We start from the raw sequence: 12,631 nt of genomic DNA, 5'->3' as shown, positions 1-12,631 counted from the left end.
ATTGATCATCTGGATGCCAGCAAGGACTCTCGGCCCGACGATGTCAGTGGCGCCATCGTCATCGAGGAAGCTGCCTGGTGCCGTCAACGAGGATTCTCCCTGCTGATGGTGCGGTTACGGCGCTCGCGGATCACGGCGGCGAGCGGATGGTTTGGGGCGGCGGCGAGGATCAGCTGGTCTTGTAGCCGCTCCCGCACGGCAGGGGTCAGCCGCAGCAGTTGCGGACCGGGCACGTACCCACCTTCGGCGTCGACGCGGTCACGGACCCGGCCGAGCAGGCCGCACGCGACAAGTTTGCTCAACGCGGTCTTCGCCGCGACCGCCGGAACCTTGCTGGCCCGCAGGATGTCCTCCTCCGCCGTCGGGTAGGGGCTCGTCCACACGTCCTGCGCGAGGCGTTCCTCGCTGCGCGGTATCGCGACCGAGTAGACGAGCACGAGGACGAGCACCGCCCGTTCGACCACGGTCAGCGGCTGCCAGCCGCTGCCGGTCAACTGCGTGGCGACGGCATCGTCGTAGCCGGAGGTGAACCGCAGCCCGTCGACCTGGACGAGGACCCGGCCGGTGCGGCGCAGCAACTGCTCCAGCCGGTCCCGGCTCGTCGGGTCCTGGAACGCGAGCAGTTCCTGCCGGTGGACCGGTTCCCGGCTGTGTTCCAGCAACGCGTACGCCGCTTCGACGTGCTCCCGCTGCCGGTCGGTCAGCGTGGCCAGGACGGCTTCGAACAGTGGGTTCTGGTCGCTGCTCACCGCGCCTCCTGTCTCTGCGGCCGCATATCAGAGTCCGGGTCGGGGATCATCCGCCACAGCTCCCGGACCGTGGACAGCTCCAGCGGCCCCCACGTCGCAACCCGCGGCCCCAGCCGCACCCTCCCCGCGGTTTGCAGCACCCAACGGGCGGCTTCCAGCCTGCGCAGGGCGGCGGTCAGCAGCCGCTGTCGGCTTCTCTGGTCCCGGCCCGGGGTGAGCTGCTCCAGGACCCGATCGACGCGTGCGAGGTCCGCCGGCTGGCCTGGCCACGGATCCGTTCCCGGGTCGGGCCAGCAGCAGCGCAGGCACGAGGCGAGAACCCGTAACGTGCCGGCGGCGTCCTGCAGCGTCACCGCCTGCTGCCGGTATTCGGCGAGAACCTGCGGGCCGGCGCTGGACGGAATGTTCGGCAGCAGCCACACCGATTGCGCGTCCGCTTCGATCAGCCGCCGCATCCCCGCCGGTGACGGGCTGCCCGCCGAGGCCCGCTGCGGGCCCCCGGAGCGAACCTTTGCCCACCACACTGCGGTATCCCGCTCATTCACGCTGGCACCTCCACCGGCTTCTGCCGTCGGAACCAGCCGTCGGTGACCCACGTCAGGTCCCCGGCAACGTCGATGCTCAGCCCGTCACCCCACGTCAGCGTGTACGGCAACTCCGGCCGTAGCCCGATCGCGGTCAGGTCCGACAAGACCCGCCGACCCGCCCGCCAATCCCCTGCCGCAGCGAGCAGTGCGCTACGTTGCCAGCCTGGCCGCACGGGACGGCCGTCCCTGGGCCGCCCGCGCCGCCGCCCGGTTGCTGGAGGCCTCGGCGCTGGCCGTCGGCGAGCACCTGGCCGTCGACCTGGCCGTCTACGAGATCAACCGAGGTGCGCCATTCGAGGCGCTGCTGCACCGCTCCCTGCTGGCCGGTACCCTGGGCCGCCGTGCGACGCCGCCGCAGCTGGCCGATCCGTCCACAGTCGACGTCGGCGACCGGCTGTGCCTGTGGATCCACGAGCTGGACACATCGCTCGAGACGATCGTGGTGGCCTGGCGCTCCGCCGACGACCAGGTTGCGGCCTGCGTGTCCGAGTTGACCGCGGCCGCCGGGCGCGCGCTCCGAGACCTGGCTGACAGCCGACCGGCCCGGATGACCCCTGCCGTGTGCGACAAGCTTGGCGAGAAGCTGCTCGGCGCCCTGCCGCTCACCCGCCAAGGTGCCGCCGGCTCGGTGATCGTGATCCCGTCCCCGGCGCTGCGCCCGCTGCCGGTCGAGGCCCTCACCATCGCCGGGCGGCCCGTCCTCGACCCGCACGCCCCGGTCACCGTTGCACCGGCCCTGACAACGTGGGCGCGGCTACCCCCGCCGCCGCGGCTGTCCCGCCCCTACCGACTGGTCGGCGTCTTCGACGAGACTCTGCCCGGCGCCGCCGCGGAGATGCGGTACCTGCGGGCGCTGGGCCGCGCCGGCGTTATCGACGGGCAGGCCGTCCTCTCACCCGGCAAGCTCGGCGCGCAATTGCGCGAACACCACTACCAGGTACTCACGCTCGCTGTCCACGGCACCGTGTCACCTTCCGGTCTGACCCTGCACCTGCCGCGCGGCACCGCCACCGGCCTCGACGTCCTTGGTTGGCGCCTGCCCCCGGTGGTGGTGCTGGCCGCCTGCCGCTCCGGCGCGGCCGGCACCATCCGCTGGCCCATCGACCTGACAACCGCATGCCTGCGGCGCGGCGCCTCATCGGTCATCGTGTCCCGCTGGCCGGTCGCCGACGACACCACCGCGACGCAGATGGCATCGCTGTACGAGACGCTCGCCGACGGCGCCAGCCCCGGCGCCGCGCTACGCTCAGCCGCCGGTCACACGCCGGACCGCCCGCTGTGGTCGTGGGCGAACCTGGCGGTATACGGGCGCGCCGACTGATCCCGCGCCACCACACAGGGACGACCTGCCCCCGTGAGCGCAGGCGGTACCGCAGGCGCTCCGCAGCCTCGATGTCGACGGCGTCCCGATCCATCCGATTCTGCCGAGATCAGCTGCATCAGCGGGGAACGAGCGATGCTCTGCCAGCTGCTCCGGCCTTGGACTGGCGTCCAACGACGGGCCGGCAAGGTTAGCTATAGCTAGCGCCCGATGCCCCGAGGCGTCGGGTGGGCAGCGTTGCATTAAGCCATCGCGCGCCCTCGGCGCCGCAGATTTTCCATCACGAGGCTGAAGACGGGGGCAAGACCGCCATCGGTCGCTGGACAGCGCAAGCAACAGGAAGGCTTTTGTCTGGATTCAATAGACCAGGTTGAGCGCTCAACTTCGATCTTGCAGGAGGTCTTGCGGCCAGTGATCTCGACGCTTAATCCGCGATCGCGCCCCGGCCTGCCCAGAATGTGAGACGACGCAGGGTGATGCTTGACACGACCGGGGACCCCCAAAGTCTAATGATCGGACTTATGGACCTATGGAGGTGCTCGCGATGGTGAACCAGTACCCGACGCAGCTTACGGCGAAGACTCGCGTCCGCCACTACGCCGCCGACTTCCGGAAGCTGGATGAACTATTCCCAGGGAAGTACCCGCGAATGTTCGTGCACGGCGAGGGCACCGACCTGATCGACTCGGACGGCCAACGTGTCTTGGACGCCGGTAACCACCTCGGGGTCTGCGTGGTGGGACATGGCCGGGGCGACATCGCCGACGCCGTCGCCGCGCAGATCCGTGGACTGGAGTTCGTTTCCCTGGAGGCGGGGGCTTCGCACCCGTACGTTGCCGCCCTAGGCGAGGAGTTGGCCGGGCGCGTCCCGGTCGATAACCCGATCTTCAGTTTCACGAGCAGCGGTAGCGAGGCCAACGAGGTCGCGATGAAGGTGGCCCGCGACTATCACCGCCGCCGCGGCGAGTCCGGCCGGTTCAAGATCATGAGCCGCTACGGCTCTTACCACGGCTCCAGCTACGGGGCGACGACGGCCACTTCGATCCCCGCCTTCCGCGAGCCGTTCCAGCCGCTGGTGCCCGGTTTCGTGTCGCTTCCGCAGCCGTTCGCCGGGTTTTGCGGCAGCTGTTCGTTCGGGGAGGACTGCGTCGGACACTGCATCGAGGAAACCGCTGCGATCATCGAGCAGGAGGGCCCGCACACGATCGCCGCGATTCTCGCCGAGCCGGTTTCCATTCCGGGGGCCGTCAAGGTCCCGCACAACGACTACTGGCCGCGGCTTCGTGAACTCTGTGACCGGTACGGCATCCTCCTGATCGCCGACGAGGTCGTCACGGGCTTCGGCCGGACCGGCACCCTGTTCGCCTGCGAGCACTGGGGCGTGAGGCCGGACATCCTGACGATGGCCAAGGGTCTGACGAGCGGCTACGTGCCCATGGGGGCGGCAGCCGTGTCCGGACGGGTCCAAGAGGCCTTCGAGGGCTCGCCGCTCGTCCACGTCAACACCTACGCCGGCCACCCGGTGGCAAGCATCGCGGCGCTCACCACCCTCAAGATTATCGACGAGGAGGGCCTGGTGGCGAACGCCGCCGCACGCGAGCCGGAGCTGCGGCTGCGCCTCGAGGAGATCGGCGCGCAGGTGCCATGGCCGGCGCGCGCCTCGGTCATCGGACTGCTCGGCAGTCTTGAGATCAGCCTGCCTGACGACGTGGACGCAGAGCGGTTCCGGGCGCTGCTGTGGCATGAGAGCTACGAGCAGGGGGTCGTGGTCCGCGTGACTCGCGCGGCGCAGATCGTGTCGGTGTTCTTCTACCCGCCCCTGGTCATCACCAGCGACCGGTTGCAGGAGGGCTTGGACCACCTTGCGGCGGCGGTCCGACGTGTCACCACGACGACGTTGATGGACGACGGCCGAGTCGAGGTAGGCCCGAGCGCCGAGATCCAGGCCTCTGCCGAGCTGGCTCACGCCGCCTCGACTCGCTGACCTGTCCCACTTCCGCCCGGCGGCGCCGGGCGACGTCTCGAGGAGACACACGTGCAAACCCCATTGAGCGATGTACGGGCCGCTGATGGTCACCGACCCACCGGATCGGACAGCCACCCCGACCGGGGACAGAGTTTGACGTCCGGACACGTGATGACGGTCAACGGGCCCATTTCGCCGGACGAGCTCGGCTTCACGCTGATGCATGAACACCTGTTGACCAGGTTCTGGCACGCGACGCACCGTTTCGACCTGGCGGGCATGCCGGAGGACGAGCGGTACATCGTGGAGGAGCTAACGGCTCTCGCCGCAACAGAGTGCCGCACCCTCGTCGACGTGACCCCGGTTGGCATCAACCGGGACCCGGCGGCGCTACGGGACCTCTCCCGCCGTACCGGGATCCAGGTCGTCATGGGATGCGGATGGTATCGCGACTCCTACTATCCGGCGACCGCGGAGATCGATCGTCGATCCGTCGACAGTCTCGCCGACGAGCTGATCACCGAGATCGAGACCGGCGCCCAGGGAAGCGGGGTACGGCCGGGAATCATCGGTGAGATCGGCACCGAGAAGAGCTGGATGTCGCCCACGGAGGAGCGGGTTCACCGCGCTGCAGCCAGAGCGGCGAAACGGACCGGACTCGCGATCATGATGCACAGCTTCGCCTCCGAGATCGGCCTTTGGCAGTTGCAGGTGCTCAGCGAAGAAGGCGTGGACCCGTCGAGGGTGATCATCGGCCATGCGGACAGCTACCGGGTTCGCTCCTACCACCAGGCACTGCTCGACGCCGGCGCCAACATCGAGTTCGACACCCTGATGTGGTACCGCCCCACGCTGTTCGAGGATGCCCTTGACCTGGTGTGCGAGTACGTCCAGGGCGGCTTCCGTGAGCAGGTGCTGGTGTCGATGGACACCTGCAAGTCAGAGCACCTCTCGCGGTTCGGCGGTGCCGGACTTACCGGCATCCAGGAAAAGGTGATACCGGGTCTGCGTGCGCGAGGGCTCAGCGAAGCAGACCTGGCGGCAATCTTCGTCGAGAACCCACGCCGCATTCTCACCGTGACCGCGAAGGCAGTGGCATGAGTGCGGATGGGAAGCGCACCGCACCCGGGTTCGCCGAGGTGTTCCACCCGGTACCGGGCCACCGAACCCAGTACGAGGTCATCGACCAGATCACGTTCGCCATCCGCGCGGGCGTCTTCGCGCCCGGCGACCGGCTCCCGTCCCTCGACGAGCTGTCGGCGCTGCTGGGCGTAAGCAGGTCCGTGGTCATCGAGGCGGTGCGAAGCTTGTCGATGGCAGGGGTCATCGCCACCCAGCGCGGCAACCGGGGCGGCCTGACCGTCGCGACGAGCAACATCCCGGTGGCGCTCCTCGGACTGACCGCCAACAAGTTCGACAAGCTACCGGACATCCTCGAAGCCCGCCGAGCCGTCGAGGTTCAACTGGCGCTGCTCTGTGCCCAGCGCGCCACGCCGGACGACTTCGATGCGATGGAGCTGTCCGTGCTGCGCCTAGTCGAGAGCCGGGACGCCGACCGTCTGGAACGACGGCACTGGGACCACCTTTTCCACTACCAGATGGCCCGGGCGGCTCGAAGCGAGGTGCTCGCCTACATGCAGCACCAGATCCTCGAACGGCTGACCGTCGTCCTCGAGAGCTACTTCAGAGAGGACGAAGACCCACTGGCGGTCGAGTCGCTGCACCGGGAGACCCTCGACTGCCTGCGGACCGGTGACCCGGAGCTGATCATGCGGGCCGTGGAGCGACACCTGGCACCGCTCGAACTGCTGGTGCAGCAGCCGTCCCCCGCTGACACCCCAAGCCGAAAGTGAGAACCACATGACTGAACGCCCATTCCGAGCTCCACAGGTGCCCGACCAGCTGTTCATCAACGGCGAGTGGGTGACGCCTGCCGATGGTGGCAGCCGGCCGAGCGTGGACCCCTTCACCTCCAAGCCGTGGGCAACGCTGCCAGAGGCTGGTGAGGCCGACGTGCGGCGAGCGGTCGACGCCGCGGCTCAGGCACTCGACGGGGAGTGGGGGCGCACGTCCGGTCGAGACCGACGCAAGCTGCTCCTGCGCATCGCCGAGGTGATCACCTCCAAGGCTGACGAGCTGGCACTCATCGAGGCATACGACAACGGAAAGCTGCTCCGTGAGATGCGCGGGCAGCTGGACGGATTGCCCGACTGGTACGAGTTCTACGCAGGCCTCGCGGACAAGGTGCGCGGAGCGACCGTGCCGCTATCCAAGCCCGACTTCTTCGGCTACACCGTCAAGGAACCCGCAGGTGTGTGCGCAGCGATCACCGCCTGGAACTCCCCGCTGCTCCTGCTGACCTGGAAGCTGGCACCGGCGCTCGCGGCCGGTTGCACGATGGTGGTCAAGCCATCGGAACACGCCAGTGCGTCGACGCTCGCTTTCGCACGAGTGCTTGAGGAGGCTGACGTCCCGCCCGGCGTCGTCAACGTCGTCACCGGCGGCCCGGAGACGGGACGGGCGCTGGTGGGACACCCGTCCGTTGCCAAGGTCTCGTTCACCGGGTCCGTCGACATCGGCTCCCAGGTCGGGCAGGCCGCCATCGCCGACCTGAAGCGCGTGACCCTGGAACTGGGCGGCAAGTCGCCCAATATCATCTTCGAGGACGCGCCGCTCGCTGACGCCGTCAACGGCGCCATAGCTGGCATCTTCGCCGCGACCGGCCAGACCTGCGCAGCAGGGTCGCGAGTCCTCGTGCACAAGGACATCCACGACGAGTTCGTCGCAGCCCTGGTCGAACGTGCAGCGACCATCCGACTGGGTGACCCGTTGGCGTCCGACTCCGAGATGGGCCCGGTGGCCTTCCAGGCTCAGCTCGAAAAGGTGCAGCGGTACGTCGAGATCGCGACCCAGGACGGTGCCGAGCTCCTCTCAGGAGGGCGACGGCCCTGCAGCGCCGAACTCCGGGACGGGCTGTTCATCGAACCAACAGTCCTCGGCAACGTCGACAACCAGATGCGGATCGCGCGCGAGGAAGTGTTCGGACCGGTCGTCGCCGTCATTCCGTTCAGCAACGAAGAGGACGCGATCCGTCTGGCGAACGACTCCTCGTACGGCCTTGCGGCTGGGGTGTGGACACGGAGCGTCGGCCGCGCACATCGCATGGCGAAGGCATTGCGCGCCGGAACGGTCTGGGTCAACTCCTACCGAACCGTCAGCTACGAGATGCCCTACGGCGGCTTCGGCGCAAGCGGCATCGGCAGAGAAAACGGCATCGAGGCGATCGAGGCCTACCTCGAAGACAAGGCCGTGTGGATCAACACCAGCGACGCGGCCGGACGCGACCCCTTCCGCCTCGGCTAGGACAACAGGAGAACTGACCAGACATGCGCATCACGTCAATTCGCGAACGGGAGATCCCGTTGGCCGCGGAAATCCGCAACGCCTACGTGGACTTCTCCACCATGACCGCCTCCATCGTCGCCGTCGAGTCCGATGTCATCCGGGACGCGCGACCGGTGACCGGGTACGGATTCTCGTCCCCCGGCCGCTATGCACAAGGGGAGATCATCCGCAATCGTGCCATCCCCCGGCTCATGCGGGCGGAGGCGAAAGCCCTCCTCGACCCGGAGACCGGTGACCTGGACCCGGTGCGGGCCAACGCCATCATGTTCGAAGGCGAAAAGCCGGGAGGCCACGGAGACCGCAGCGTCGCCATCGGCGCCGTGGATGCGGCGATGTGGGACCTTGCCGCCAAGCTCCGCGGCCAGTCGCTTGCCCAGCTGTTCGCCGACAGGTTCGGCAACGGTGCGGTGGCCGACAGCGTTTGGGTGTACGCCGCCGGTGGCTACTACCAACCGGGGTCCGGACCGGACGCACTGGTCGCAGAGATGACCAGCTACCTTGGGCAAGGCTTCGAGCACGTCAAGATGAAGATCGGCGGGGCCCCGCTGACGGAGGACGCCGAGCGGATCGCCGCCGTGGTGGAAGCCGTCGGCGACGGTGCCCGTGTCGCCGTGGACGCCAACGGCCGATTCGACCTCGACACCGCCTTGGCCTACGGCGAGATGCTCACTCCGTTCGGACTGCTCTGGTACGAGGAAGCCGGCGACCCCCTCGACTACGCGCTGAACGCCGAGCTCGCCCGTACCTATTCGGGCTCGCTCGCGACGGGCGAGAACCTGTTCTCGGTCCAGGACTCGCGCAACCTCATCCGCTACGCCGGGATGCGCCCCGATCGCGACTGGCTGCAGATGGACCCCGCCTTGAGCTACGGGCCGACCGAGTTCATCCGCATGGTCGCCGATGCCGAGAGCAACGGCTGGCGCCGTGACCGCTTCATCCCCCACGGCGGTCACCAGCTCAACCTCGCGCTGGCCGCAGGGCTCGGACTCGGCGGGACCGAATGCTACCCAGGCGTCTTCCAGCCCGTCGGAGGGTTCCTCGACAGCACGCCGGTCAACGGGGGCCGGGTGAAGGTCCTCGACCACCCCGGCATCGGCGTCGAGGAGAAATCGAACCTCTGGGCGCACTTCCGCGACCTGTAGGCCACCCACGCCCGGTGACTGCCTCGCAGTCACTGACCACCACGGTTCTTGATCACGAACAACCAGAGAGACGCACATCGAGAGAGGCACCCCCATGACACAGACCCTCACTCAACCGTCCCCGCCGACAGCCGACCCCTCCACCCTCAAGCGCGCGGTGATCGCCGGCGTCATCGGCCACTTCGTCGAGTGGTACGACTACGGCGTCTACGCCTACGTGGCCACCACCCTCGCAGTAGTGTTCTTCAGCTCCTCGAATCCGACCGCCGCGTTGCTCGCCGTGTTTGCGACGTTCGCCGTGGCGTTCTTCGCCCGCCCCCTCGGCGGTCTCTTCTTCGGCTCTCTCGGTGATCGCATCGGGCGACAGCGCTGTCTGGCCACCGTCGTGGTGCTCATGTCGCTCTCGACGTTCGCCATCGGGGTGCTCCCCACCTACACCAGCGTCGGCGTCCTTGCCCCGGTCCTCCTCCTCACCGCCCGACTGCTTCAGGGCTTCTCCGCCGGCGGCGAGATCGCCGGTGCTGCCTCCTTCATCAACGAGTACGCCCCGGGCAACCGACGGGGGCTGCTGTCGAGCCTGCTGCCGGCGGCCTCGGCCACCGGCCTGCTCTTCGGCGCCGTTTTGATGGCGGTCCTCACCGCGAACCTGTCCAAGGACGGGATGAACTCCTGGGGCTGGCGAGTTCCGTTCCTGATCGCACTGCCGCTCGGCATGATCGGCCTGTACCTCCGACTCAAGATCGAAGACACCCCGATGTTCCGGGCCCTGGTCTCCGCAGCGGAGGCCGATCCGGCGCCACTCCGGTCCAGTGTCACCGGACAGTTCAAGTGGATCGCGGTGGCTTTCGGCGCCACACTCACCTACGGAGTCGGCTTCTACGTGGTCATGAGCTACATGCCCACGTACCTGAAGGGAGTCGCCCACTTCGATACCGGATCCATGCTCGCCATCACATCGGCGGCCCTGATCACCCACATCGTCGCCCTGCCGCTGTGGGGCGCCCTCTCCGACCGGGTCGGCCGCAAGCCGGTGCTCATCGGGGCCAGCGTCGCTCTCGTCGTGGTCACCTACCCGGCGTTCCTGTTCATCGCCCAGGGAGGCGTCGCGGCCGCGATCACAGGCGGTGCGACGCTGGGAGCTCTAATCGCCGCTGGCGCCGCCCCGCTGTTCGCCTACATGGCTGAAATGTTCCCGACCCGAGTCCGCGCAAGCTCAGTGTCCATCGGATACAACGCCTCGGTCATGATCTTCGGCGGGACCGCACCGTTCATCGCGACCTACTTGATCGACCGGACAGGCAGCCAGGTCGCACCCAGCTTCTACCTTGTGGCCGCCGCCGCGGGTGCAGCACTCACCCTCGCTCTGGCACCGACCAGCAAGAGCAGTCACCAAGACGCGCTGCGCCAGAGCTGAGTCACCAATCCAGGTCGCGCCTGGAACTGCGGCGCGGGCGTCGATTCCCCCTCGGTGCCCGCGCCGCACGACCGGGCATGTTGATCGCCCCCCGAACCATGAAAGGCCAGTCTGTCATGAAGATCGGCGTGCCAGCCGAAGTCAAGAACCACGAGTACCGCGTCGCCCTCACCCCAGCAGGCGCGCACGAACTCTCAAGCCACGGCCACGACGTGTTCGTGCAGTCCGGAGCCGGCGTCGGCTCAGCAATCCTCGACGAGGACTACCTCGGCGCCGGAGCGAAGATCCTGGACACCGCGGACGACGTCTGGGCAGAAGGCGACCTCATCCTGAAAGTCAAGGAGCCGGTCGCAAGCGAATACGACAGGATGCGCGACGGCCAGGTGCTGTTCACTTACCTCCACCTGGCCGCCTCCCGCCCGTGCACCGAAGCGTTGCTCGAAAAGAACGTCACCGCCATCGCGTACGAGACCGTCCAGACCCCGGACGGCCGGCTCCCGCTCCTGGCCCCTATGAGCGAGGTCGCGGGTCGACTGGCCCCCCAGGTGGGCGCCTACCACCTAATGCGCTCAGGCGGCGGCCGCGGGATCCTGCCCGGAGGCGTACCCGGCACCCAGCCGGCCAAGGTGGTTGTCCTCGGCGCTGGCGTGTCGGGCATGAACGCCACCGCAATCGCCGTCGGCCTCGGCGCTGAGGTCACCCTGCTCGATCTCGACGTCGACCGGCTGCGCGCCGCTGACGAGGTGTACCGCGGCCGGGTGCGCACCGTCACGTCAAACCGGTTCGAGGTCGAGAAGGCTGTTCTCGACGCAGACCTGGTGATCGGAGCTGTGCTGGTGCCCGGAGCCAAGGCGCCGACGCTCGTGTCCAACAGTCTGGTCTCGCGAATGAAGCCGGGCGCTGTGCTGGTGGACGTCTCCATTGACCAGGGCGGGTGCTTCGAGGACAGCCGCCCCACCACTCATGCCGACCCGACCTATCGGGTACACGACACGGTGTTCTACTGCGTCGCGAACATGCCCGGTGCGGTGCCTCAGACATCGACCCATGCCCTGACCAACGCGACGCTGCGGCACAGCGTCGCGATCGCAAACAAGGGCTGGAGGAAGGCGCTGCAAGACGACCCCGCCCTGGCCCGGGGATTGAACACCTACGCCGGTGGGCTCACAAACGGTTTGGTAGCGAACGCACACGGCCTTCCCCACACCGAGTTGGAGGAGGTCCTTCGTCCCGTCACGCTATAGAAGGACGGATCACGGCGGCGGCTCGGGGGACCCTGAGTCGCCACCCCAACCAATCTCCTCCCGCACCTTCCACCAAGATGGCGGCCGGAACCGAAGCACTCCTCGCCGAGGATCGGCTGCCGTTCGTACGTTTCACGTCTGTGAAGAAGGCGGTCAGCAGGGTTAGGTCGAGGCTCATCAGCTGATGGTCGCCGCGGTTGGCATTACCTTCACGAGCTCGCCGTGCTTCTCATCGCGTGGCGCGCCGGTCAGGTCGCCCATGCCTGCGAAGGTCCTCGCCGTGTTCTTCATCGGACGGTTGCGGGAACATCTCGCCCCGGGGCGCCGGCGCCCGGCCGGACCCGTGAAGCGCGCTCAGGTCTGCGTCGAGCGTGGCCGGATCGTAGCAGACGTGGTGGATCCAGGTGCCGAGGCCATTCCAGGTGTTGGCGGCCTCAATCCAACGCCGGGCGGCGGTCGCTTTGGCGTCATCCTTCTCGTCAGGGTTTCCCTTGCCCTCAAGGAGCACAGTCAGGCCGCTCCTCATTCGGACAACGAAGTCCGGGCGGTAGCGGTGAGTGATGCCGAAGTAGAGGTACGGGATTTCCAGGAACAGCTTGTGGTTCTTGACCCAGGCCTGCACCTCGTCGTGTGCATCCAGCACGGCGCAGATCTTGCGCTCAAGGCCGGAGTCGACGACGGCGTGTGACAGGTGTCCGCCTGCCGAAAATGCCATCCGTGCAGGTGGCGGGCTCTGCCTGGCTCCTCATGGCCAACTCGTGGCCCCGGCCGTCAAAGCGGTAGCGGAACGGAGCAGGATGATC

The 12,631-nt window shown here is 67.8% G+C and carries 12 protein-coding genes; 8 read left to right on the top strand and 4 right to left on the bottom strand.

Translation table 11 applies throughout. The annotated features are described in order from the left end of the window. Positions 1–83 precede the first annotated feature (83 nt). From GA0070624_RS16790 to GA0070624_RS34055, 3 genes are all read right to left on the bottom strand, one after another. Complete coding sequence (locus tag GA0070624_RS16790) at positions 84–749, bottom strand: hypothetical protein (RefSeq protein WP_091342216.1); 666 nt, start codon at positions 747–749, stop codon at positions 84–86. Continuing rightward, the gene (locus tag GA0070624_RS16785; protein WP_245718827.1) at positions 746–1,204 is read right to left on the bottom strand and encodes a hypothetical protein; all 459 of its coding nucleotides are present in this window, start codon (positions 1,202–1,204) and stop codon (positions 746–748) included. The genes GA0070624_RS16790 and GA0070624_RS16785 overlap by 4 nt, the downstream gene beginning before the upstream one ends. 86 nt (positions 1,205–1,290) lie before the next feature. Further along, positions 1,291–1,440: a hypothetical protein gene (locus tag GA0070624_RS34055; protein WP_176731732.1), complete on the bottom strand. Its 150-nt coding sequence runs from the start codon at positions 1,438–1,440 to the stop codon at positions 1,291–1,293. Positions 1,441–1,481: 41 nt separating this feature from the next. On the opposite strand from GA0070624_RS34055, the gene GA0070624_RS16780 reads away from it, so the two are divergent. The 8 genes from GA0070624_RS16780 (at position 1,482) to ald (ending at position 11,828) form a co-directional block, all read left to right on the top strand. Next, positions 1,482–2,657, top strand: coding sequence for a CHAT domain-containing protein (locus GA0070624_RS16780; RefSeq protein WP_091342212.1), 1,176 nt, complete (start codon positions 1,482–1,484; stop codon positions 2,655–2,657). A 544-nt stretch (positions 2,658–3,201) separates the two neighbouring features. Next, positions 3,202–4,641 carry an aminotransferase family protein gene (locus GA0070624_RS16775; protein WP_218105174.1) on the top strand — a complete coding sequence of 480 codons (1,440 nt, stop codon included), beginning with the start codon at positions 3,202–3,204 and terminating at the stop codon, positions 4,639–4,641. Between the two features lie 153 nt (positions 4,642–4,794). Then, positions 4,795–5,724 (top strand): phosphotriesterase family protein, encoded by a 930-nt coding sequence (locus tag GA0070624_RS16770; protein ID WP_091342207.1) that lies wholly within the window; start codon positions 4,795–4,797, stop codon positions 5,722–5,724. Next, positions 5,721–6,476 (top strand): FadR/GntR family transcriptional regulator, encoded by a 756-nt coding sequence (locus GA0070624_RS16765; protein ID WP_091342204.1) that lies wholly within the window; start codon positions 5,721–5,723, stop codon positions 6,474–6,476. The genes GA0070624_RS16770 and GA0070624_RS16765 overlap by 4 nt, the downstream gene beginning before the upstream one ends. A 37-nt stretch (positions 6,477–6,513) precedes the next feature. Then, on the top strand, positions 6,514–7,986 hold the full coding sequence (locus GA0070624_RS16760; RefSeq protein WP_218105173.1) for an aldehyde dehydrogenase: 1,473 nt from the start codon (positions 6,514–6,516) through the stop codon (positions 7,984–7,986). Positions 7,987–8,045: 59 nt separating this feature from the next. After that, positions 8,046–9,170: an enolase C-terminal domain-like protein gene (locus GA0070624_RS16755; RefSeq protein WP_245718826.1), complete on the top strand. Its 1,125-nt coding sequence runs from the start codon at positions 8,046–8,048 to the stop codon at positions 9,168–9,170. A 94-nt stretch (positions 9,171–9,264) separates the two neighbouring features. Continuing rightward, positions 9,265–10,584 (top strand): MFS transporter, encoded by a 1,320-nt coding sequence (locus tag GA0070624_RS16750; RefSeq protein WP_091342197.1) that lies wholly within the window; start codon positions 9,265–9,267, stop codon positions 10,582–10,584. 116 nt (positions 10,585–10,700) lie between these two features. After that, the gene (ald, locus tag GA0070624_RS16745) at positions 10,701–11,828 is read left to right on the top strand and encodes an alanine dehydrogenase (protein WP_091342194.1); all 1,128 of its coding nucleotides are present in this window, start codon (positions 10,701–10,703) and stop codon (positions 11,826–11,828) included. Positions 11,829–12,057: 229 nt separating this feature from the next. On the opposite strand, the gene GA0070624_RS16740 is transcribed toward ald, so the two are convergent. After that, a complete protein-coding gene (locus GA0070624_RS16740) occupies positions 12,058–12,543 on the bottom strand; it encodes a hypothetical protein (protein WP_091342192.1) in 486 nt (161 codons plus the stop codon). Between the last annotated feature and the right edge of the window lie 88 nt (positions 12,544–12,631).

Origin of the sequence: Micromonospora rhizosphaerae (assembly GCF_900091465.1) — a bacterium.
GTDB classification, from domain to species: Bacteria; Actinomycetota; Actinomycetes; order Mycobacteriales; family Micromonosporaceae; genus Micromonospora; species Micromonospora rhizosphaerae.
The sequence above is the reverse complement of the archived record's forward strand: the minus strand, read 5'-3'. Positions and strand labels throughout refer to the sequence as shown.